Genomic DNA, 24320 nt, shown 5'->3' with positions numbered 1-24320 from the left:
CTCCCTGAGTCAGTAATGTACGGTACAGATCATTCCGGCAGAAGGGTAAAACAGAAGGAGAAAGCCTCTTCTCTGAGCTGGTACTGGGGCAGCAACGCAGGGCCGCAGCTGTTGGAACCGACGCCGCTCATCTTGTAGTCCAGACAGAGCACTGTGCTGCCATCCGGCTCTAGCTCATAATTGTGCTTCTTCTCCCGCAGCTCTTCCTGGGTGTAGGGGGAGGCGTTGAAAGAGAAAGGCGTGGGCGAAAGTGCTGTCAGAGCGGAAGCGCCGTCAGTGAGGGTCACATACCGGCAGCCGCAGTGCGAGCCGTTTTCCTGAGGCCGGATATAATCCTCATGCAGGGAGGAAACCTCTCCGGCGAATACGCCCAGCCTGGAAGCCCTGTGTTTGTCCAAGTAGCTTTCGCAGGGGCCGTAGCCCAGATATTCCGCGGTAGAGAAGGCTTTTGGCAGGAACAGGCGTACGCCGAACCGGGGCAGGAAGGGGAATCTGGGATCGCGGTTGCAGGCAAACTCCGCACGGATCATGCCGCTGCCGTCAATTTCCCAGCGGGCGGTGATGTCCAGGAATTTTCGGATGGAAATTGCTGCCAGGCCGAGCCGGCAGGTGATGACCGCTGTACCCGCATTGGTGAGGGAGGCGCTGCTCTCATATACCTTGACAGTGGATCGGTCATAGCCGGCCTGACGCCACGCAAGGTCGATGTTCCGGTCATTGTCGGTGGGGGCGCGGTAAATGTTCCACTCCATGGGCTTTTCCAGGAAGGAGCGGTTTTTGAGCACCATCGAGGAGAAAAGGCCGCTGCTGCGGTCGAATTCATAGCGGAAGCTGCCGCCGCTGACCATGATGCGGCGGGGATCTTCTTCCAGAGTGAGAACGCCGGGAGTCAGGGCAGGCTGCGGCAGAGGCTCCTCGCTGAGCACAATATCATCAAATCCCAGCAGATGGCCTGCCTCCCAGAAGGGGTTGTCCTGGCTGGCGGTATAGAAGAAGGTAATTGTGGAGAGTCCGGAGTCCGGCAGTCCGGAAATTTGTACCTCAGTTTCCCCATGGGGCGGGATGGAGGGCAGTTCCAGAACGCCGCCGAGAAGAGTCTCGCCGTTCTGAGAAGCCTCCCAGGAAATTTCCAGGAATTCGCCAGTGGCGGTGAAATCCAGGAAATTGTGAAACCGGAAGGCGTCGGGCCGGCTGCTCCGGCAGGCGCGGACCGGGCGGATACAGTTTTTATACTCCAGCAGGCCGGTGTGGGGCGTACGGTCCGGATAGACCAAGCCGTCCATGCAGAAATTCCCATCGTGAGGGAATTCTCCGAAATCGCCGCCGTACCGGTAGATAGGCCGGTTTGCAGGGGTCTGGCCGCCGTATACGGCGTGGTCGCACCACTCCCAGACAAACCCGCCACAGAAGCCGTCGTAGTCCATAATCCGCTGCTGATAATCCTCTGCGTCTCCGGGGCCGTTGCCCATGGCGTGGATGTATTCGCATTGAATAAACGGTTTTTTATGGACGCCGTCCTCACAGTAGAAGGCAGAGCGATCCACCTTCTGCAGCCGTTCCAACTGCCACCGGAGAGACTCCGGGATGCTTTCGGAATTGGCGAACTGGCCGAACGGTTTTCCCTCCGGCCAGGGGGCAAAATAGGCGTCGACAAAATCAACCGAGGCATACATACAGCTGAACAGATCAATCATGGAGAAATCGGGTTTTCTGTCGCTGTGGTAGGTGAGGAAATTTTCGTAGTGTACCGGACGGGAGGGATCAAATTCTTTGACCCAACGGCCGGCGTTCTCAAAGTTTTCTCCAAAGCCGCTTTCGTTTCCCAGAGACCAGATCAGGGCCGAGGCATTGTTTTTATCCCGCAGCACGCTGCGCTTCACGCGGTCCAGAATGGCATCACGGAACCGGGGGTCGTCCGCCAGGTCGGCATAGGCCTCCATACTGTGAGCGCCGTAGGCCTGGGCTACGCCGTGGCATTCCACGTCCGCTTCAGCGATTACATAGAAACCGTACTCTGAGCAGAGCTGGAGAAACCAGGGCGCGTTGGGATAATGGCTGGTACGGATGGCGTTGATATTGTGCCGCTTCATCAAAGCCAGGTCTGTCAGGGCCTGCTCACGGCTGATGGTGTAGCCGGTGACAGGGTCGCTGTCATGCCTGTTGACGCCCCGGAATTTAATGGGCGTACCGTTGAGAAGCACTATGCCGTCACGGATCTCGATTTTTCGCAGCCCCACTTTCTGCAGGATCGCTTCCTCCCCTGTTTCCAGAAGCAGCGTGTATTGAGCCGGCTCCTCTGCGTTCCACAGGACCGGAGCTTCGATCTGGAAAGAGAGCGCGGACCCGGAAACGGCTCTGCCCAGTTCGGTTCCGTCTGGACCGTACAAGACGCCGGCAACCCGGACGTCCCCTTCCGGCGTGAGGTCCACTGTAAGTGCGGCGGAGGAATAGTCTGCCGCGAAGCTTTCCTTGATAAAATAATCCCGCAGGAAATTTTGCGGCCTGGAAATCAAGGTGACGTCCCGGAAAATCCCGCTCATCCGCAGTTTGTCCTGATCCTCCAGATAGCTGCCGTCACACCATTTGAGCACCAGCGCAATCAAGGTGTTGTCTCCAGTTTGAAGCAAATCGGTAATCTCAAACTCCGAAGTGGAATGGGAGACCTGGCTGTAGCCGGCGAAGATGCCGTTGACCCACAGGTAGAGGCAGGAGTCCACGCCCTCGAAGTTCAGGAATTGACGCAGGGCCAGATCCTCTGCGGTCCGTTCAAAATGCCGCACATAGAGCCCGCAGGGGTTTTCATCCGGCACATAGGGCGGGTCACAGGGGAAGGGGTAATTCACATTGGTATACTGGTGAGTTCCGTATCCGTGGTTCTGCCAGCAGGAGGGCACAGGGATCACATCCATCTCCTCTTCATCGAAGCAGAGGAAGTCTTCGCCTCCAGCGCCCATGGCGTCCAAAAAAGAATCGTAATACCGGAAGGCCCAGTCTCCGTTCAGGGAAAGTATCCGGGAAGAGGTTCCTTCAAGAGCTTCGGCGGCGTTCCGGCAGGGGAGGTAGTAGCTCCGTTCCGGAGCACATCCCACGTGGAGAACTGACGGGTCCTCATGAAAAATGGTTTGGCTGCTCATATCCATTATCCTTTCAATTTGACTTTTCCCTGGGGAAAAGGGTATACTGGGACACAAACTTAGATTACTATGCCGGAGGAAAATAGTCAATGCAAATTTGGCTTATTTTCCCGGCACTCCATATGTTTTTTGCGTTTCTCCAGGCCTTTGCCGGAGAGGACGGGAAAGGGGTTTTCATGGCGTCATCCGTACTGCTGGCCGCGGTGTACAGCGGTGTGATACTCTTGCTGGCAAAAAGGAAGTTCCGGGGGGAAGAACTGGGAAAAACAGGATTTGCCGCCGCCGCGGCTGCTGTGTTTCTCACGGGCCTTATCCTTAGGCTTTGGCTGGGCCTGACATCCGAAGGCTTTTCTTCCGATTTGGATACCTTCAAGGCTTGGGCCCGTATCACCAACGAGGTGGGGTTTGGGCGCATTTACCGGGAGGATATTTATTTGGATTATCCGCCCGGCTACCTATACATACTTACCGGGCTGGAAAAGCTGAGGCTCCTTTGGGGGTTGGAGTCAACGTCATCCGCCTTTACCCTGATGATGAAGCTGCCTTCCATCCTGACAGACATGGCCTGCGCGGGAATGCTGCTGGTTCTGGCAAGGCCCCGGCTGGGTGAAAAATCCGCCCTGTTTTTATCGGCGGCTTACCTGTTCTGCCCTGCCGTGTTTCTCAATTCCGCCCAATGGGGCCAGGCGGATTCCTTTTGTACGGCTATCCTGCTGGGGTCCGTGCTGCTGTTGTACCGTGAACATTATTTTCCCTCGGCCATTCTCTACGGAGTTGCTATTGCCTGCAAGCCGCAGATGCTGATTTTTGCACCGCTGTACCTGTTCTTTGCCGTTAAACAGAGGAAATTCTGGTCACTGCTTCTGGGAATCGTCAGCGCGGTGGCCGCCCTGCTTTTGATTGCGACTCCCTTTACTCAGGATTTCAACTATCTGTGGCTGGTGGAAAAATACCGTACCACCATGGATTATTATCATTACTACTCCATCAACGCCTACAATTTCTGGGCGTTGATCCGTTGGAACTGGAAAAGCCTTCCGCAGGGTGTGGCAGGTTCGCTGCTGAACCTGGTGGGACCCGTTTTGGCCACCGCGCTTTGCGCCGTGCTCCTGGGTTTTTCAAAGCGGAAGGACGCAGTGTTTGCCTGCCCTGTGCTGCTGATGTCCGCCATGTATCTGTTCAGTGTAAAAATGCATGAACGCTATCTGTTCCCAGCCCTGCTGTTCCTGCTGCTCTCCTACCTCTTTGTCCGGGATAAGCGGCTGCTCTACGCCTTTTCCGGCATGGCTTTTTCCCACTATTTGAATGTGGCCTATGTGCTGTGGCAGGCGCAGGAGAAGGGGTCTTCCTACGATCCCAATACAGGCCTTACCGTATTTCTTTCCCTCCTGCAGCTGCTTGCTTTCGGATACCTGCTGTTTGTTGCCTGGTCCGTCTACATTAGGGGAACAGTGAGAGAGGGCAGGGAACCGCTGGAACGCCCTCTGTTGGACACAAGGCCCATACAAAGCCGTTTTACCCGTGTGGACGTCTGCTGCGTGCTGGCGGTTATACTGCTTTACGGTGTTGTGGGATTCTGGCATTTGGGCTCCACAAAGACGGCGGTCACTTCCTGGACGCCTGCAGAGGGGGAATGCATTACCCTTCGGACGGAAGAACCCTGCGACGTCCTCTATTACCTGCCTGGGATTGCGGCTGACAGCCAGCATTACAGCTACCGGGTTGGGGTAAATTTGAAGGTGGAGTCCAGTCTGGACGGAAAGGTCTGGAACGACTGCGGTGAGCTTACGGATGGAAGCGTGTTCGCTTGGAAACAGTACCGGCTTGCGTCTCCGGGCCGCTATGTGCGCCTGACGCCTCTGGACGGCAGCGTCACCGTCAATGAGGCCGCACTGAAGCTTAGCGGCCGGGAGGCGTTTGCCCCTGTCACCGTGGGGACAGGGGGTGAGGCGCTGACAGATGAACAGGGGGTGGTACCTCTTTATATCAGCTATGAAAATTCCACTTACTTTGATGAGATTTACCATGCGCGTACCGCCTACGAACATATCCTGCAGCTGGAACCCTATGAGAACACGCATCCCACCTTGGGAAAACTGATCATCTCTGTGGGTATCCGGATTTTCGGCATGAATCCTTTTGGATGGCGCTTCATGGGGGCGCTGTTCGGTGTGCTGATGCTGCCGGTGCTCTATCATCTTCTTAAGCAGTTGTTCGGGAAGACGCTGCTGTGCACGGCAGGCGTGGTTTTGTTTGCCTTTGATTTCATGCATTTCACCCAGACGCGTATCGCCACCATCGACACCTACGCTGTGTTTTTTCTGCTGCTGATGTACGACGCCATGGTGTTGTTTTTGCGAAAGGATCTGACGGTGGCTCCTTTGAAAAAGCTGCTGCCGCCGCTGCTCGCCTGCGGCGTCTTCACCGGATTGGGTATTGCTTCCAAATGGACGGCCGCTTATGGAGCTCTGGGACTTGCCGTACTGTTCTTCGGAAAGCTGGCTTTTACGTTGCTTGCGGAAAAGCGTGAGGGGAGAGAGCTGCGTCCGCTCTGGAAGAAATGCGGCCTGCTCTGCCTGTGGTGCTGCCTTTTCTTTCTGGTGATCCCCTTCGGTATCTATTTTGCGGCATTTCTGCCGCTGACTACCCTGCCTCACAATGTGGAAAGGCTTTGGGATACCTTTGTAAACTACCAGACGACCATGTTCAACTACCACTCCCAGCTCAAGGCTGAGCATTATTTTGCCTCGCCCTGGTATGAATGGCCCTTTGACATACGGCCGATCTGGTATTTTGCCAGCGACGCCTGCAATGCGGCGGGAGAGTACAGCACCATTGCGGCGCTGGGCAATCCTCTTTTGTGGATCGTCTCCTTCCTGGCCCTGATAGCCGCCGTCCGGCAGCTATGGCACGGGATCCGGCGTCCGGCTGCCGTAGCTGCGGTAGGCTTCCTTTCGGTCTATCTGCCCTGGACCCTGGTGCCGCGCCTCACCTTTATCTACCATTATTTTACGGCGGTGCCGTTTTTGATCATCGCCCTGCTGGCAGTTTTTGATCGGCTGCAGGAGACGCCTTTTCTTCAGAAAAGGCTGGTGTTTGGAGAGGGAGAGGGCGCGCTGAACCTGTCGGTTGGTTCCATGGCACTTGTCCTCTTTGTGGCGGTCAACCTGGTGTTGTTCGCCGTGTATTTCCCTGTGATATCCGGAGCGCCCACTGTGAAAAGCTACACCGACGGCCTTCGGCTGCTGCCTACCTGGTATTTTTAAAAGGGAGTAGAGGCCTGGAGTCCTTTTGTCTAAAGAAGAAGCTATAAATTAGTTTAAAATAACTGCAGAAAACACCCTTGAATCTGGTGGAGAAATCCAGATTCAAGGGTGTTTTTTTGCATCAAATTGTTTTAGGAAAGGGACTGCCGCTAAGTATATACATTTGACACCAGTCTCTTGACGGCTACAGAATCAATGAAGCGCAGAAGTGTGCAGGAAACGCGGCAAACCAAAAGGTTTCAGGTACCGTTCTGCTAATTGCCGGGAGACAGATCAAAATACTGCAGGTATTTGGAACGTGCCTGAGCATACCGGCTTTTGGTAATGGGAACTTCAAACCCGCCCGCCATCAGAAAGGTCTGGGCCGTCAAGCGTTCCACATAATCCGCATTGATAATAAAGGATTTGTGAGGATGGATAAAATTGCGCTCGGCCAGAAGAACCCCCATAGCCACCTCGAAGGAGGTTCGGATGGTACGCCCAGTAAGGGCGCGCCCGTCGGATAAATGGTAAGAAAGAATGTGATTGCGGCATTCTACAAATACAATGGAGGAGAGGGGGATCCTCTCTTTCCCCTGCACCGTGTTGATCAGGATGGTTTTTGGCGCCCGGCGTTCAGCAAGGGTGAGGGCACGGTCCAGAACCGCAAACAGTTCCTCTTTTTCTATGGGCTTTACCAGATACTGCAAGGCGCCCACGCGGAAAGCTTCCAGAGCAAAATCCTCTGAAAAGGTGAGAAATACAATAAAGCTCTCCTGCGATTTGGCACGAAGGCGCTGTGCCACTTCGATTCCGGTCAAATCCGGCATCAGGATATCCAGCAGGTAAACATCAAACCCCATTTTGTTTTCAACTACATCCAAAAGCTCTGTAGGGGAAGAAAAAGATTGAAATCCGGAAACAATCCCTGGGTGGCTTTCGCAATAGTTTTCTATCAGGCCAGAAAGCTTTTCATTTTCTTTTAAATTGTCGTCGCATAGTGCAATTGTGAACATACTGCAATTATCTGGGTGCACAGATGCCCAGACTTTCCTCCTTTTTCCAACCAAAAAGGTATCAAAACCGTTTAGAATGTCTTTATTATAACAAACTCTTTCCCAGCAAGCAAAACTCCCGTGTGAAGATTGAGAGGTATTTTGTGCAGATCTTGAATTTGCTTGGAAATACACGAAATTGGCCTGAATTTGCTCGAAATCTGACGAAAGATAATCCTGCTTTTGTAGTAAAATAAAAGCGTTGAGTAAGCAGAGGGAGAGAGATGGAATGCTGCATATTGCTGTGTGTGACGGAGAATGTGACGGCCTCAGAAAAAGTGCCCAATGGATTCAGCGCTATCTGGATCTTCGTTCAGGAGTCCATGCAAGATTGTTCTTTTTTACCCAATTGCAGGAACTGCTGGCGGACATCCGCAGGTATGATATCTGCCTTTTGAGCGATCATGCGTCCGGAGCAGACAGCCTAAAGGCTGCTTGGCAGCTAAAGGAGAAAAATCCCGGCATGGCGCTGGCGTTCTTTGCAGGAACGGTAAATCCGGAGGCAGCTATGGAGGCATACCGGTTGGGGGCGGTGCAGTATCTGGTGCGGCCTAAAGAGGAAAGTGAGATGTTCCGGCTGCTGGACCGGATGCTGGAAGAGGGAGACTGGAAGTCGGCAAAGCATATCCCTTTCAATTCTACAGAGGGGGTGGTGAACCTGCGTCTTTCCGATGTCCTTTATGGCAAAAGCAATGGCCATAGGGTGAGTTTTTTCCTCCGGGGAGGGCAGGTGTCCCGAAGCAAGTGCCTGCGCATTTCCTTCAGCGACATTGTGGAACCGTTGCTGCAAAACGGCTTTTTGCGGTGCCATGATTCCTATGTGGTGAATTCCGCCTATGCGGTAAGGCTGACGCCGGAGGGGCTGCTGCTGGTTGACGGAACGGTCGTTCCCGTGTCAACGAAGAAGCGGGCGGCCATACGGGAGGAATTCCGAAATGCAGAGTGCTGCTGAAACTGGGGAGGGCGTGACTTCGCCCTCCCTTTTTTGCGTTTATTTTAGGGTTTCATCTTTACAAAATACTGGTTTGCGCTTAGAATGAGATCAATTCGGGAAGGAGGAACAACCATGCTCTGCAATGAATTCGACCCCTGCCGGGAAGCGGTGATCAATCCGGCGGATCACTATGCTCCCATTGAAGGCTTTCCGAAGCTCTGCATCGGCATTTTTTCTCATGTCATTGTGGAGGAAATGGTGGAGAAATATCACGGGGAGGTCATAGCGCAGATCAAATTTTGCACAGGGACTGTCCCGGTCTACCGCCTTGAGGCGGGAGGGCTAGAGGCCGCCTTGTTTCTGCCCCATGTGGGAGCTGCGTCAGCCGGCAGCTTCATTGAAAATCTGGTTGCCTGGGGCGGCAGGCATTTTGTGTTCTGCGGCTCCTGCGGGGTGCTGAGACACGACATTGCGGACGGCCATCTCATCCTTCCTACTGCCGCGGTGCGGGACGAGGGGCTGTCCTATCACTATCTGCCGCCGTCGGACGAGGTGGAGCTGAGTCCGGCTTGTGTGGAGGCGGCCCGGCAGGCAATGGAAGCGCTGGGGCTGCCCTATGTGGAGGGGAAAACCTGGACCACTGACGGCTTTTTCCGGGAGACCAGGGGAAAGATGGAACGCCGGAAAGAACAGGGCTGCGTCTGCGTGGAGATGGAGTGCGCAGCACTGGCGGCTGTGGCGCAGTTCCGAAAGGTGGATTTTGCGGCGTTTTTCTATGCAGCAGACAATTTGGACGCCCCGGAATGGGATGTGAGAAACCTTTCTCAGAAGGGGGCTTCCATTTCGGAAAAGTGTTTTACCGCCTCTCTGGAGACAGGCAGGCGGCTGTTGGAAAAAACTGCGGAAATGCAGAAATAATTGCGGCCTAAAGAAAGGATGAGGAGTGAAATGGCAGTACTGGCAACCTTTTATGACCATATCAAGGAGATTGCTAAACAGGAAAACATTCCTGTGGTGGAGGCGATGAAGGAGGCCAAAGCCCTGGGAATTGAGAAGCTGGAAATATCAGGGAACAATATTCTGGGACGGGAGGATGAGCTGGGACAGGAGCTGGCCTATACGGAGCTGGGTATTTCCGGCATTCCGGCCTATTTTGATTTCGGCAGGGATTTAGACGTGAAAAAACAGAGCGAGCCCATACTGGAAGCGGCCCGCTATCTGGGTGCGGATAAGCTGCTGGTCATTCCCGGGTTCCTGCAGGAACAGGATAGCAGGGAGGTTCAGGAAAAGCAAATCCAAAATATGGTGGACTCTGTCAATGCTTTGGCGGAGCTGGCGGCAGGGTACGGCGTAGCCCTTGTGATGGAAGAGTACGACAGTTTCGACTCTCCCTTCTCCACTATTGCAGGAGTGCGCAGGTTTTTAGACGGCTGTCCCCGGCTTTCCTGCGCGTTTGACACGGGAAATTTCCGCTTCATGGCGGAGGATGAACTGGAAGCCTACGAAGGCCTCCGCGACAGAATCACCCATGTGCATCTGAAGGACCGGGCCTATACCCAGGCAAACGGGGAGAACGGGAAGACCGCCCGGGACGGCGTTGTCATTTATCCTGCGCCGGTGGGTTTTGGCGACCTGAAAATTGAGGAGCTGATTTCTAGGCTGAAGCGGGACGGGTACGACGGCGTCTATACCATTGAGCACTATGATACCAACCGGATGCTGGACTATCTCAGGCAATCAGCCGCCTGGGTGAAGGCGCGCATCTGACTTTTGATACGGCAGGGCGGGAAGCGCCTGTATCGGGATTTTTGGAAAAAAGCTGGCATTGCGGATTTTGGGTAATGCCAGCTTCCCTTTGTGCAATTTTACGGGGCGGGAGACTGCGGCCCGAGGGAAAGGAACAGAGAGAAGAATGGCAGTGGAAAATGATCTTGGGCGGGACGAAGTCAAAAAGCTGGTGTGGCGCATCGCCATCCCCAGTATGCTGGGACAGTTTGTCAGTGTACTTTACAGCATCGTAGACCGCATCTACATCGGAAATATCCCGGAGGTGGGGGATCTGGCGCTGGCCGGTGTGGGCGTCTGCGGCCCGGTGGTGACAATGGTGGGTTCCGTGGCGTTTTTGATCGGCGTGGGAGGCGCTCCGATGGTGAGTATCCGCATGGGGGAAAGAAACTTTGCGGAGGCGCGCAAAGTTCTGGCCAATTGTTTCCTGATGCTGTGCGTGTTCTCCGTGCTGCTGGTGGGCGGGATACTGCCGTTTCAGGAGCCTATGCTGCGGCTGTTCGGCGCCAGCGACGCCACCTATCCCTATGCTCAGCGGTATTTTACGGCCTACCTGTGCGGTACCTTTTTTGCATTGGCTGCCACGGGCCTGAACCAGTTTGTCATCTGCCAGGGCTTTGCCAAGGCGGGGATGAAATCCGTGATACTGGGGGCGGCGCTCAATATTATTCTGGATCCCGTCTTTATCTTTGTGCTGGATCTGGGTGTCACCGGGGCGGCGGTGGCAACCGTGATCAGTCAGGCGGCGGGGGCCGGCTATGTGCTGCGGTTCCTGTTTGGAAAAAAGGCCATGGTACCCATCACCTTCGGGGGCTATGACCTGCGCATCATGGGCAGGGTGATGGTTTTAGGCTTTACTCCCTTTTTGATTATCGCCATCGACAATGTGATGATCATCGCCATGAACGCAGTGCTGCAGCAGTTCGGCGGCCCTGAGCGGGGGGACTTCCTCGTCACCTGCAATACGATTGTACAGAGCTTCATGCTAGTGGTCACCATGCCCCTGGGAGGCATCAGCGGAGGGACGCAGGGAATTTTGGGGTACAACTACGGGGCAAGGCGCTCCGACCGGGTTTTGAAGGCGCAGAAATATATCGTAGGCCTGTGCGTGGGTTACACGGCGGCGCTGTTTGTGCTGGCAAGGCTGTGCGGCCCTCTCTTTGTGCGGCTGTTCACACAGGACGCCTCTCTGGCGGGGCAGGCGTTTGAGGCCATCAAAATCTGCACGCTGGCCATCATTCCCCTGGGGGTGCAGTACGAGCTGGTGGACGGCTTCACCGGCATTGGGCAGGTCCGGCTCTCCCTGCCGCTGTCCTTCTGGAGAAAACTCTGCTACTTCGCGGCAATTTTTGCCCTGCCTGCCGCTTTCGGCGCGGAGGCCGTGTTCTATGCCGAGCCCATTTCCGACGTGCTGGGACCGCTGGTCACCGTGGTTGTCTATTTCCTTTTTATGAAGAAAATATTGGCCCGCCGGGAAGCTGCCCCTCCAGAGCAGATATCCGCTGGAAAGTAGGGAGAGGGCCTACCTGATCTCGAGAAGGGGCCGTACCTCCTCAAAGGGCTTTACCGGCGGCTGGTTCTCCAAATGGCAGCCGATGTGCTTTTCCATCCATACCATGTTGTACCAGCGGTGAAATTTGTATCCGCACTGCCGGAACTCCCCCACAAACCTGTAGCCCAGTCGCTTGTGAAATTCCACGCTGTCCCGGGTAAGGTATTCATCCTCCTGCTGCGGGTAGGCGATGCAGGCGTTGAGGTTCAGGATTTTCTGGGCGGAGAGGGCTGTCTCCAGGGCATCGTACAGCTTTCTGCCGATGCCCATGCATCTTCTTTCCTGCTTGACATAGATGCTGGTCTCCGCCGCCCAGCGGTAGGCTTCCCTTGTGTGAAAGGGGCCTGCATAGGCGTAGCCCAGCAGCTCGCCGCCAGCTTCGGCTGCAAAGTAGGGATAGCTTTCCAACGTGCGGATGATTCTGCTGGTAAACTCTGTCACGGAAGGCACGTTGTATTCAAAAGTGACGGCGGTCCGGCGCACGTAAGGCGCATAGATTGCCAGAAGTTCTTCCGCGTCGTCTGTCGACGCGAGGCGGATGTTTACGCCGCTGTTCTCCTTCATCGGGAGTCCCCCATTTCCATACCTGTTTCAGGTGTGTTGTTCAGAAATATAGTACTATGGATTTGTGCCGGTGTCAAAGAGGTTTGGATCAGCCTTGGATTGTCCCTATCAAAAAGGGATTAGGAGCGGACTTTCAGGTCCTGATTCATGGAAGGGGATGCGCAGCAACACCTGTGGACACAAAAAGCAGAGAGTCAGACAGCCCCGAGTTCACCGGAGGTGTTTGACTCTCTGTTTTTTATCACTCTGTTGGTTTTAAAAAATCAGGCTTCCTTTTTGGAGGAAAGGAACTTCCATACCAGGGCAGCCAATACGCCGCCAACCAGTGGCGCCACAATAAATACCCATACGTTTGCCAAAGCGTCCCCGCCCATGAACAGCGCCGGTCCGAAGCTTCTGGCAGGGTTTACGGAGGTGCCGGTAAAGTGGATGCCAATGATATGTACCAGCGTCAGAGAGAAGCCGATTACCAGGCCTGCCACCTTGCTGAATTCGGGCTTAGAGGTAACGCCCAAAATCGCCAGAACAAAGACAAAGGTCAGAATGATCTCCACGATCAGGGAACGCACAATACTGCCCTCAAACAGGCCGTTCTGGCCAAGGCCCAGCTCTGTTCCGCCCAGAATGCCCATGAGAATGGCGGCGCCGGCGATAGCGCCCAGGAACTGGGCGACAACGTAACCCACAAAATCCTTAACGCTCATCTTGCCGGAAACCAGCATGGCAATGGATACGGCTGGATTGATGTGGCAGCCGGAAATATTGCCGATGGAATAGGCCATGGCAACAATCACCAGTCCGAAAGCGAGGGCTGTCATCAGGTAGGCGGCGTTGGGATCTGCGCCGTTACAGCCGACTACGGCAGCTGTGCCGCAGGCAAACAGAACCAAAACCAGGGTGCCGATAAACTCGGCTACATACTTCTTCATATTCTCCATAAAAGAGCCTCCTCTATTTTTGGGAATTCAGCGGAAAGCAGAACTTCGACTAAATCCTCTATATTGTCACAACAGTAACACTTTGTTCATAAATTATCAAGTGGCCCATCTTGTTTACACGAAAAATCCCTTTTCCTGCACTTTTATAAAGGTTTCTGACGGGTTTCCGGGCATACGCCTGCCTGATTTATGTACGTTTGCACCGTATCAGCAGGCGGTCAGAGCCATCAAAGCTGCAGGTGAACAGGGTCAGATCCCAGTCCTCTGCCTGCAGTTCTTCCGGAGCATTCCCGGAAATATAGGCCAACTCCGCCACAGAATACTGGAGCTCCGTGCCGTCACGGAGATAAAACACGACCGAATTTCCCTCGGCGAGACGGGAAAGCATCCCGAAATGCTCTTCATAACTGTGCCCGGCAATGACAAACCCTGGAAGGGATGGATCTGTGCCGGCATAGCGGCAGACCGAGCGCTCCAAAAGTTCCTCGCTGCAATCGTCAAGTACCGGCAGCTCCAGGGAGAGAGAGGGAATTTCCAGAATCCCCAGGGCGTCTGACGCCAACTCCTGTACGGTGGGCTGGCTGGAGGATTCCGATGGTGGAGCAGAGGGCGAGGGCCTTGGGGCGGCAGGACGTCCCATCTCGGCAAGTATCTGCCGGGCGGAGACAGCCGCCTTTTGGCCGGCGTTCGCATTGCTGCCAAGCCATAGGCCGCCGCAGAGCAGCAGAACAGCGCCTAAGCTCAGCAGGATGACGGCGGGCTTTTTATTTGGCATGGCGTCCTCTCTTCTTCCGTTTTCCAGCCAACGTAATTCCGCCTGCCGCGGCAAGAATACCTCCTGCGCCCAGCATCAGCAGAGGGGCCAGTCGGTTTCGCCCTGTCTGGGGCAGCTTACTGCCAGAGCTGCCTCCGGAAGAAGTTCCGCCGGAGCCGCTCCCAGTGCCGCCCGGTGTGGGGGAAGGCGAGACACTGGGTGAGGGAGACGGGGATGGGGACGGACTGGGTGAAGGTGTGACCTCCGGCTTGGGGGTGTTCTCCCAGCGGATGGAATACTCCTTTTCCTCGGAAAGGGTGAGCGTCCGGTCCGGGGAATCCAGGTAGCCCTCCGGGGTGGTCTCGTGGATGGTATAGGTCTTGCCCGCGGGAAGCTCTTCAAAGGTGAGTTTTCCGTCGCTGTCGGTCTTTCCCCAGCCCCAGCTCAGGTTTTCTTCGTCAAAGAGTTCAAAGACAACGCCAGCAAGGGCTTTTCCAGTGGAAGCGTCCACCTTGGTGAGGGTGATGCTGCCCAGCGGAGTGGAGGGGGTGGGAACGTTTTCCCACTTCACTTCATAAACTTGGGCTTCATACTCCGCGGAAAGCTCGATTTTTTTGTCCGCTGCGGGCTGATATCCAGACACCCGGTCTTCATGGAGCGTATAGGTCTCTCCCAGCATCAGGCCGGTAAAGGTGAGCTCGCCGTTTTCACCGGTCGTGCCGGTACCGCGCACCACCCCCGTGCTGTCCTTGAGAGTGAAGGTGACGTCCTTCATGGGCTTTCCGGTGCTCTTGTCGGTCTTCGTGATGTGGATGGAGCCTTCTTTGAATTCATTTTCGATGGAAGTCTCTTTGGTGACGGGTTCATCATTGAGCGTTACCGTGCCGTTTTCGTCCACCTTTACCGTGAAGCTGGCGGTATTCAGAGAATGATTCTCCGGGGCCACGGTCTCCTTCAGCGTATAGGTCCCGTAGGGGATCCCCTTAAAAAGGACAATTCCGTTTTCGTTGCTGACGGCGGTTTTCACCGCGTCGGGATATTTCGTGAGATCAGCGCCGGGTGTGGAACCCGTGGGTGTCAAGGTAAACGTCGCCCCGGTAAGCTTACGGTTCCAGGAATTTGTCTTTGTAAAGGAGAGATCGCCGGTTACGCGGGTGTTGGTGAGTTCCAGCTTATAGACGCCTGCGGCGGCTGAACGCTCTACAAGAACTTCCCACGTTGTTTTTTCTTCCGATTCTCCGGACAGAATTCCAGTCTTATTATAGCCAGTGATGGAAGCGACCTCTTCTACTACATAGGTGTGATTGATAGGCAGGGCGGAAAAGGAAAGCCTCCCCTCCTTATCTGTTACACCGTAGTCAAGGATGCGCGCAGGGGCGTCCTTGTCATAGACGCAGAACGCTACGCCTTCCACGGGAGATCCTACATGGTAGTCCCGCTTGAGAATGTCGATGCAGCCCTTGCGGTTGCGCAGGGAAAGAATACCGCCGCCGCCTCCGCCGCTGGCCAAGAATGAAACACTGGAGTTTTGACTCTCACTGAGTTCTTCGCCTTCAAAGGCGATTTTATTGGTAAACCCGGAAACATTCCAGCTGACGATATCGGCGCTGTACGTAAGCAAATATGCCTTTTTCTCCTTGGGCAGGGTAACGGTCAGCTTCCGGTTTTGCGCGTCGTATTCCCAAGCCCAGGAATCTGAATTGCATGGATCCCCTTTGGCTAAGTTTCCTTTCTCATCAACTGTCGCGGCAGAAAGCTCCACTGTGCTTTGATCCAACAGAAGGCCGGAAGATAATTGATCCACAATTCTGTTGCAGCCTTCCGCCAGTCTCAGCTCATTTGGGTTGATGACGACGGTATAATCGATGTGTTCCTCTTCTGCGTTTTTTATTCCGCTTTTGGTTAAAAGCTTATTGGGAATTTTAGCGGTGCTGGAAGCAGATACGTCATCATAGTTCTTGCGGGTCAGCTTAACTGAATTTTTGGATTCTATCGAAATACTAGGGAATACATTTTCGATTTTGTCGGCATCCAGTATGGTTACGTAGATGACCTCCACCTTCGTATTCAGGCTGCCAAGCTCTATTTTTAAGGCTCGCGTGGTCTCGTCGAAGGAATTTTGGACTGTTATCTCTTCCGCATTGTCGGAGGTTACTGTGATTTTTTCCAAAACCGGCGTTTGTTCAGCGGGAAGCGTATCCGTTAAAACCACGTTTTCCAGTGGCATTTTATTCTCATTAACCGTGAGCTTCCAGGTGATTTCGTGAGTGGCATAATCATAGGACACGAAAGCCTTTTTCAAAACGTTGCTTACGACCTTAACCTCGCCAAGGGCGGAGGTGGGCACTTCCATTTCAGAGCCGTTTTCCAGCACGATGGTGGCCTCCATGTCGGCACGGTTCTTATAGGTGGTGGTCTTGTTGTTGGCAAAATCCTCGGGCTCGTCTACGGTGGTTTTGAAAGTAAACGTGGAAGAATCAGTCCCTAACTCGCCAACTGTAATCGTGAGAAATTTATTGGTTGAATCATTAATGTCCAACTGAATCAGTCCACTATCCTCAGCAGAAAAACTATTATCGACATAGGTTTGGCCGAGATCGCTCAAGTCGTCTGTAATGGTGCCGGACTTAAAATTCACCTTTTCTGGATTTACGGTCACGGTCCATGTGATTTCATGAGTAGCGGGGTCGTATTCGCCTTCTTTTTGAAGCAGATCATCCGGTACGTCCGGATACTTGGAAACAGAGGGATACATCGGCTCATCAGTACCGTCGATTCCGCCGCCTATCCAGGTGAAAGACAGCCAGGCTTCATTTTCCAACATTTCATCGGGCCGTCCGTCCGGTTTGTCTACACTGGTAGTATATTGAATGGTGTAGGTTTGAACGGCGGGTTCAAGCGCGGTTGTAAACAACTGATAGGAAAAGGTATAATCTTTTCCTGTGAGATCCTCGCCACTCGAATCGGGAGCAGCGGAGACATCATTGACCAAAAAGGTACCAGGGATCAAGGTTAGGCCCTCGGGGATGCTGTCATAGAGAATCAGATCTCGTAATCTGCGGTCGTTTGTGTTGACCTCGATGATCCAGTCTATTTGTTTTTGAACGGAATTGTAGACGCCGGTTTTCATGATCCAGGGCTTTGCTTTCCCTGTCGCCGTAGCGTCGGCGGTAATTTTATTCACAGGCGAGGAAGAATCGGAAAGGGAAGCGGAATTTTTTGCGGTCACTTCGGTTCCGGTCCGTACCGCGTCATTGGTGAGGGTGGTTTGATAGGAAAACGTATGAGCCACCGTTGGGTCGAAGCCGGTTTGGGGTCCTCCTTCCGGTTCGGAATAGGCAGGTAGCTTGTAGGCAATTCCTTCAGGAGTTACAGTCAGGTCCTCATCATTGACCGGAGTGTTGTCCAATGAAAAAGTACCCGGAACATAGGTGTGGCTGCCGGTAAAGGAATCTGTAAAGGTGATAGGGCCGGAGAATACTTTGTCCCCATCGCTGTAAGTATAGGTGACAGTCCAGTCAAACCGGTTTTCGGTGTCACTGAAAGATCCGGTTTTTCCCAAAGCGGGGTTCGATTTGGCGTTATCCTCTATGTAAATTTTATATTCCTTATCTCCTATCTGGATGACGATAGATTCCTTGTCGCCCACGGCTTCTTCGTTCAAAGAGCAGTCCAGATATACGTATCCGCCGGTAAGGTCTCCAAAAGCAAAATGGTCATCTTCATCTCCTACGAATTGAATATAAGCGTTTTTGCTGTCGCCAGGCGTTGCTTGGTGGTAGAACAGATAGGCAAAGACCACATTTGAACCCTGGGCTGTCAGCGGCTTGCCTTCCGTCGGGCTGTCGCCGACCCATTTGAGATTTTCCGGAAGAGTCAAATAGTACCTGGCTGCTGGGTCAATCGAGTTGGCTTCCTCTTGAGTGAGGTCAAACTCGTACCACATTTGGAATTCTGTGTCCAAGGGCAGTGTGACCGGGGAGGATAGCTCTTGGTCTTCAGAAAGGCGAAGACTACCTGTCAATCCAAATTCATCCATGTTATGCTCCTGCCCATCCCCCTTCAGCAGCGCGATTCCTGCCAGCAGGCCCTGCAGTGCGTTTTCCGCCGCAGGCTGAACGGGGGACGGGGAAACTTCGGGTGAGGGCGTCACGGCTGCGTCCGGCGTGGGAGAAGGGGCGGCCGAACCCTCCGGAGAAACCGAGGGCGAAGCGCCGGGCGTTCCTTCCGGCGCGGCGGAGGGATTGGGCGAAGCCCCGTCGGGCGCCGGGGAGGGGCTGGCCGTTTCGGATGGCGTATCGCCATCCGGTTCCGGCGTCGCGGAGGACGCCGGAACCAGAGAAACTTCAGGGTAAGGGGTGGGCAGCGGGGCGCCCTCCGGGCTGTCTGTCGGGCCGGCTTCCGGCTCCGCAGGGGAGGAAACCCCGGAGAACGTGCCTGCCGGGGCCGAGTCCGCCCCCAGGGCGGAAAATAAGCTGCCGGGCAGCAGGAGAAGCGCCGCCAGCAAACAGACCAGAAGTTTTTGAGAACCGCGCAGGCTCTTTTTTTCAAATCGGTGCAGTCGCTTTTTCATAGTTTCGGGTACCCTTTCTCAATCGTGCAAATCCATAGTTTGACAAAATTCTATCATGTGAACATTCTATAACTTTTTCAAGGCAGAATCGAGAGAGCGCATGTGAGAGAAAGGTCAAATTTCGTGCGAAAGCCGGGCTTCCAAGGGGAAAATTATGTCGCCGGATAACATAGATCTACAATTTGTAAAATGAACAAAAAATCAACAAAAATGCCCTCTCCGGCGATTGTCCGGAGAGGGCGGGCGGCAGGAAGAACGTTCAGCGTTCTCTCGCCGTTTCCAAAACGCGGATTTCCTTTCGGTAAAGCCGCAGGAACAGGAAGATGCTGGCGATCAGGGAAAAGACCTCCGCGATGGGGAAGGCCCACCAGACGGCGTTTACTTCTCCTGTGATTCTGGCCAGCACCCATGCGGCGGGCACTAGAACCACCAGCTGGCGCATCAGGGAGACGATCAGGCTGTATACGCCTCTGCCAACCGCTTGGAACAGGGTGGAACTCACAATGCCCAGCGCGGCGAAGAGGAAGCAGGAGGCGATAATGCGCAGCGCGGGGACGCCGATTTCCAACAGCTCCCGGGAGGCGTTGAAAATGCCCAGCAGCTGGGCGGGGAACAGCAGGAAAACCAGCAGGCCCAGCGTCATAATGATAAGGGCGATGACGCAGCCCTGCTTCAGGGCGGAGAGCAGGCGCTTCTTGTTCCGTGCGCCGTAGTTGTAGCCCATGATGGGCATCAGGCCCTGGGTCAAACCGAATACCGGCATAAAGACGAAGGACTGCAGCTTGAAGTAGAGACCGAACACCGTATAGGCGGCCGTGGAGAAGGCGGAGAGAATCCCGTTGAGGGCCATGGTCATCACTGTGCCGATGGACTGCATGACAATAGCGGGCAGACCCACGGTGTAGATATCCCTGACGGTGCGCCAATGCGGCCGGAAGCCCCGGAAGGTGATGCGGACGGCGTGCTCCCGAAGGACCACCACCACGATGCTGAAAATCATGGCAATGATCTGCCCGCCCACCGTAGCAATCGCTGCGCCTGCCACGCCCATGGCAGGCATGCCGAACATGCCGAAGATGAGGATGGGGTCCAGAATGATGTTGCTCACCGCTCCCACCAGTTGGAAGATCATGGGCCAGATCATATTGCCGGTGGCCTGAAGGATCTTTTCCAGCGAAATTTCCACAAAAAGCCCGAAGGAGAAAATACAGCAGATGGAGATGTAAGTGTCTCCCATCTGCACAATTTCCGGATCAGATTCGAACATCCGGAAGAAGGGCGTTGTGAAAAAGGCGCCGTACAGGGCGAATAATACATAAGTGCACAGGCTCAGAAGGATGCCGTGCGTTGCAGCGCTATCGGCCTCGTCCTGCCTGCCCTGGCCCAGCCTGCGGGAGATGAGGGAGGTGACGCCCACTGCGGTGCCTACGCCGAAAGCGATCAGCAGGTTCTGGATGGGAAAGGCCAAAGAGATGGCGGCTAACCCCTTTTCGCTGACCTGGGAGACGAAATAGCTGTCCACAATATTATACAGGGCCTGTACCAGCATGGAAAACATAGCGGGTACAGCCATGGACAGGATGAGGGGAAACATGCGTGCGGTTCCCATTTTGTTTTGGCTCAGTTCTCTTTCTTCCATTGAATCCTTCCTGTTCTGTCAGAATCTCGATTCCCAATCCGGCCAACACAGAAAGAATGACATTCTGAAAGGGGAATGCGTTCTTTCCGGAGACAGAGGCTGCCCCGTCCGGAATCGGAAAACCGACGGGGCTCATATCTTGTTTTAAGCTTCCGATGGAAAAGAAGGGAACACTTCCCGCTTTCTCCACGGTCCGGATCAAAGCTTTCAAACATGGCCCGCCGTGCGGGCATTAGCATAGTATAGCAGATTTCAGAGAAAATGGGAAGATAGGAGAGGAAAAGAGGGCCGTGCATTTGTAAACAAAATGTGGCTCTTCTTGCAATCGGACGGGAAAACGTGCTATAATACAGCATATTTATGCGCGGAGCTGCTCCGGGCTGAAAAACTACAGCCTCATAGGACGGAAAGAAACCGGAAACGGCCGAATCTAAATAGAGGGAAAGGCGAGTATCCAAATGGCGAACAACATTCTGAGCAGATTTTTCGGAAATTACAGCAAGAGGGAACTCAAGCGCATCCAATCTCAGGTGGATGCAGTTTTGGGCCTGGAGGACAAGTACCGGGCCATGAGCGACGAAGAGCTCAAGAGACAGACCCCCTTGCTCAGGGAACGTCTCGAAAAAGGGGAGACGCTGGACAATATTTTGCCCGACGCTTTCGCGGCCTGCCGTGAGGCGATGGACCGGGTGCTCTCTATCCGTTTGTTTCCGGTACAGATTCAGGGCGGCATCATCCTCCATCAGGGCCGGATTGCCGAGATGAAGACCGGTGAAGGAAAAACCTTTACGCTGGCCCAGCCCGTCTATCTCAACGCCTTGACTGGCAAGGGCGTGCACGTGGTCACGGTCAACGAATACTTGGCCAAATACCAGGGCGAAATGATGGCCCGCGTGTTCAACTTTTTGGGAATGTCTGTGGGCCTGGCGCTCACCGGGATGGATTCCAAGGAAAAGAAGGAAGCCTACGCCTGCGATATCACCTACGGTACCAACAATGAGATGGGCTTCGATTACCTGCGCGACAACATGGTAATCTATAAGGAGAACAAGGTGCAGCGGGGCCACCATTACGCCGTGGTGGACGAGGTGGACTCCATCCTCATCGACGAGGCCCGTACGCCGCTGATTATTTCCGGCCAGGGAGACAAGTCCACCGACCTGTATGGCCGGGCCAATGCTTTTGCCAGAACCCTGAAGCCCATCCGGGTCAAGGAAACCGACGACAAGGAAGACAACGACGAGCTCTATAAGGAATATGATTATATTGTCAATGAAAAGCTGAAGACCTGCTCCCTCACCCGCAGGGGTGTGAAGAAAGCAGAGGAATTTTTCGGCATTGAAAACCTGACGGATTCCGACAACATCACCATCCAGCACCATGTGAACCAGGCGATCCGCGCCTGGGGCATCATGCACCGGGACCAGGATTACGTGGTCAAGGACGGCGAGGTGATCATTGTCGACGAGTTCACCGGCCGTCTGATGTACGGCCGCCGGTATAACGAGGGCCTGCACCAGGCGATCGAGGCCAAGGAGGGCGTGGAGGTAGCCAGGGAGAGCAAAACCCTTGCCACCATCACCTTCCAGAATTATTTCCGCCTTTACGATAAACTCTCCGGTATGACCGGCACGGCCATGACCGAGCAGGAGGAATTCTCCGAAATTTACAAGCTGGATGTGGTGGAAATCCCCACCAACCGTCCCATGATCCGTGAGGACTGCGCAGACATGGTCTACAAGACCCAGAAGGCCAAGTTCGACGCCGTAATCGAGGACATTGTGGAGCATCATCAGAAGGGGCAGCCCGTGCTGGTGGGCACCATCACCATTGAAAAATCAGAAATGCTCAGCAAGATGCTGAAGCAAAAGGGCGTCAAGCACGAAGTGCTCAATGCCAAATACCACGAAAAAGAAGCCCAGATCATCGCGCAGGCGGGCCGCAAGGGGGCTGTAACCATCGCCACCAACATGGCTGGACGCGGCACCGATATTCTGCTGGGCGGCAACGCGGAATTTATGGCCAAGGCGGAGATGCGCAAGCAGGGCTTCGATGAGGAAATGCTGGTGGAGGCCACCGCCTACAGCCATATGGACAATGAGGAAATCCTGAACGCCAGGGAAACTTTCGCCGCGCTTAACCAGAAATACAAGAAAGAAATTGCTCCGGAAGCCGAAGAGGTGAAAAAACTGGGCGGCCTCTACATCATCGGCACAGAGCGGCACGAATCCCGCCGGATTGACAACCAGCTGCGCGGCCGTGCGGGCCGTCAGGGAGATCCCGGTAAGAGCCGGTTCTACATTTCCCTGGAGGACGACTTGATGCGCCTGTTCGGCGGCGAGAAAATTCAGGCCCTGATGGACCGCATGAAGATTGAGGACGATGTGCCCATCGAGGCCGGCATGGTTTCTAATTCCATCGAAAGCGCCCAGCGTAAGGTGGAAAGCCGCAACTTCGGCATCCGGAAGAACGTGCTGCAGTATGACGATGTAATGAACATGCAGCGTGAGAAGATTTACAGCCAGCGCGACCAGGTGCTCAATGGGGAGAACATGAAGGATTCGATCATGAAAATGATCGAGGGAGCCATCGAAAAGAACGTGAGCATTTTCCTGCCTGCCGACGTGCCCCATGACGACTGGGATCTCAACGGCCTGCGGGAGCACTATATGGGCTGGCTCATCGATGAGGATGACCTGAAATTCACCAGGGCAGAAATCGAAGATCTGGAACCTGACTATGTGGTGGAAGAATTGAAAAAGGACGCCGCCGCGCTCTATGAGAAGCGGGAGCAGGAATTCACCTCCCCCATTATGAGGGAAGTGGAGCGCGTGGTGCTGCTGCGCAACGTGGACCAGGAATGGATGGACCATATCGACGCTATGGAGCAGCTTCAGGATGGAATCCGCCTGCGTGCCTATGGCCAGCGGGATCCTGTGGTGGAGTACCGCATCGAGGGTTCCGACATGTTTGACAGTATGATCGAGACCATCCGGGAAAACACGGCGAAGATGATCCTGACCGTACGGCTTCGTACCAAGGAACCGCCGAAACGGGAAAAGGTGGCGAAAGAGACCGGCGCCAGTACCGGCGGAGATGAAACGGTGAAGAAGCAGCCGGTTCACAAGCAGAAAAAGCCGGGCCGGAATGATCCCTGTCCCTGTGGCAGCGGGCTCAAGTACAAAAAGTGCTGCGGCCGGGATGAGTGACGGGCATGACAAAGGCTTGAGGATGTGAGATTTGGAGTGGAGCATATGACCTTACGAAAAAGGCTGCCGGCGCTTTTGCTGGCCGTAGTTCTGGCTGTGAGCCTTTCGGGCTGCGCAATTCCGATACCTGGCTTTGCGGATTATGATGTATCGGGATATGTGAAAGCGCTGCTTGACAGCAGCTATCATCAGGAAAATGAGGAATTTATGTCCATCACGGGCGCTACAAAAACAGCTGCTCAGCAGAATAATACAGATACCGTAGAAAATGCGGCGGTGTTGTTTTGCAATACCTATGGCCTATACCCCAATGAAGAACAGCTGCAGGAACTGCAGGAGGTTATGCGCACGGTGTATCGGCAGACCCAGTATACCGTGAAGGAAGAGCAGAAGACCGATAAGGGTTATTATATTGAAGTGGAAATCCGCCCCATCATCAATTTTCAAAACAGGACCGCTGAGCTTGCGAAGTTGAAGACTGAGGCCCAGGACGAAGCCATTGCGCAAAACCGCAGCAACACTTCCTCGGAGGATAGTTCGGAGGATTCCGGAGAGTCTGACGGCTACGGGGATGATTACGACGGCTACGGCGAGGACGAAGAAAGCTGGGAAGAGGAGACGGAGTCTTCTGAATCCTCTGCGGAAAGCTCTCAGCCTCCGGCAAAAACTGTGGATCCAAATGAGCTGTATGTGGAAAAAGCCATTGCCTTCTGTAAGACGGAGACGGATAAAATCTCCTATGCAGACGCCGATAAAACAATCACCATCTCTCTGGAAATTCTGCAGACGGAGGCCGGTGAGCTCCAGCTCGATATGAATCAGATCGGCATGATTGACAAGACCGTGGTCTACCTGACCAAATAGAGGCGAAAAGAGGGCGGACGCAGTCCGCCCTCTGTTTTTTTCGGGACAGGAAAACGTAAGAAAATATTCTGTTT

Annotated in this window: 14 protein-coding genes; 7 read left to right on the top strand and 7 right to left on the bottom strand. The window is 54.3% G+C overall.

All coding sequences use genetic code 11. The features are described from left to right. Positions 1 to 29: 29 nt before the first annotated feature. Positions 30 to 3134: a glycoside hydrolase family 2 TIM barrel-domain containing protein gene (locus tag BN3911_RS07770; protein ID WP_066863643.1), complete on the bottom strand. Its 3105-nt coding sequence runs from the start codon at positions 3132 to 3134 to the stop codon at positions 30 to 32. 176 nt (positions 3135 to 3310) lie between these two features. On the opposite strand from BN3911_RS07770, the gene BN3911_RS07765 reads away from it, so the two are divergent. Further along, complete coding sequence (locus BN3911_RS07765) at positions 3311 to 6400, top strand: glycosyltransferase family 39 protein (RefSeq protein ID WP_187127706.1); 3090 nt, start codon at positions 3311 to 3313, stop codon at positions 6398 to 6400. 254 nt (positions 6401 to 6654) lie between these two features. Here the strand turns inward: BN3911_RS07765 and BN3911_RS07760 are convergent, their stop codons facing one another. Beyond that, positions 6655 to 7395 (bottom strand): LytR/AlgR family response regulator transcription factor, encoded by a 741-nt coding sequence (locus BN3911_RS07760; RefSeq protein ID WP_066863637.1) that lies wholly within the window; start codon positions 7393 to 7395, stop codon positions 6655 to 6657. Positions 7396 to 7663: 268 nt separating this feature from the next. Here BN3911_RS07760 and BN3911_RS07755 point away from each other — a divergent pair, with 268 nt between their 5' ends. The 4 genes from BN3911_RS07755 to BN3911_RS07740 all read left to right on the top strand — a co-directional run bounded on the left by BN3911_RS07755 (position 7664) and on the right by BN3911_RS07740 (position 11666). Next, entirely contained in the window at positions 7664 to 8386 is a 723-nt protein-coding gene (locus BN3911_RS07755; protein WP_066863634.1) for a LytR/AlgR family response regulator transcription factor, read from the top strand. A gap of 114 nt (positions 8387 to 8500) precedes the next feature. Further along, positions 8501 to 9286: a nucleoside phosphorylase gene (locus BN3911_RS07750; RefSeq protein ID WP_066863631.1), complete on the top strand. Its 786-nt coding sequence runs from the start codon at positions 8501 to 8503 to the stop codon at positions 9284 to 9286. 30 nt (positions 9287 to 9316) lie between these two features. Further along, the gene (locus BN3911_RS07745) at positions 9317 to 10135 is read left to right on the top strand and encodes a sugar phosphate isomerase/epimerase family protein (protein WP_066863628.1); all 819 of its coding nucleotides are present in this window, start codon (positions 9317 to 9319) and stop codon (positions 10133 to 10135) included. 145 nt (positions 10136 to 10280) lie between these two features. Continuing rightward, on the top strand, positions 10281 to 11666 hold the full coding sequence (locus BN3911_RS07740; protein ID WP_066863625.1) for an MATE family efflux transporter: 1386 nt from the start codon (positions 10281 to 10283) through the stop codon (positions 11664 to 11666). A 9-nt stretch (positions 11667 to 11675) separates the two neighbouring features. On the opposite strand, the gene BN3911_RS07735 is transcribed toward BN3911_RS07740, so the two are convergent. From BN3911_RS07735 to BN3911_RS07715, 5 genes are all read right to left on the bottom strand, one after another. After that, entirely contained in the window at positions 11676 to 12269 is a 594-nt protein-coding gene (locus tag BN3911_RS07735) for a GNAT family N-acetyltransferase (protein WP_066863622.1), read from the bottom strand. A 263-nt stretch (positions 12270 to 12532) separates the two neighbouring features. Beyond that, a complete protein-coding gene (locus BN3911_RS07730) occupies positions 12533 to 13207 on the bottom strand; it encodes an MIP/aquaporin family protein (protein ID WP_338086351.1) in 675 nt (224 codons plus the stop codon). A gap of 187 nt (positions 13208 to 13394) precedes the next feature. Further along, positions 13395 to 13982, bottom strand: coding sequence for a sortase (locus tag BN3911_RS07725; RefSeq protein ID WP_066863619.1), 588 nt, complete (start codon positions 13980 to 13982; stop codon positions 13395 to 13397). Then, positions 13972 to 18534, bottom strand: a complete 4563-nt coding sequence (locus BN3911_RS07720) for a SpaA isopeptide-forming pilin-related protein (RefSeq protein WP_066863616.1) — start codon at positions 18532 to 18534, stop codon at positions 13972 to 13974. The genes BN3911_RS07725 and BN3911_RS07720 overlap by 11 nt, the downstream gene beginning before the upstream one ends. A 259-nt stretch (positions 18535 to 18793) precedes the next feature. Continuing rightward, positions 18794 to 20173: an MATE family efflux transporter gene (locus tag BN3911_RS07715; protein WP_066863613.1), complete on the bottom strand. Its 1380-nt coding sequence runs from the start codon at positions 20171 to 20173 to the stop codon at positions 18794 to 18796. 458 nt (positions 20174 to 20631) lie between these two features. On the opposite strand from BN3911_RS07715, the gene secA reads away from it, so the two are divergent. Both secA and BN3911_RS07700 read left to right on the top strand, forming a co-directional pair. Next, complete coding sequence (gene secA, locus BN3911_RS07705; protein ID WP_066863607.1) at positions 20632 to 23382, top strand: preprotein translocase subunit SecA; 2751 nt, start codon at positions 20632 to 20634, stop codon at positions 23380 to 23382. A gap of 24 nt (positions 23383 to 23406) precedes the next feature. After that, positions 23407 to 24246, top strand: coding sequence for a hypothetical protein (locus BN3911_RS07700; RefSeq protein WP_147578548.1), 840 nt, complete (start codon positions 23407 to 23409; stop codon positions 24244 to 24246). Positions 24247 to 24320: the final 74 nt, after the last annotated feature.

Source organism: Neglectibacter timonensis (assembly GCF_900048895.1).
GTDB lineage: Bacteria > Bacillota > Clostridia > Oscillospirales > Acutalibacteraceae > Acutalibacter > Acutalibacter timonensis.
Note: the sequence above shows the minus strand (reverse complement) of the source record. Positions and strands in the feature narration are given on the sequence as shown.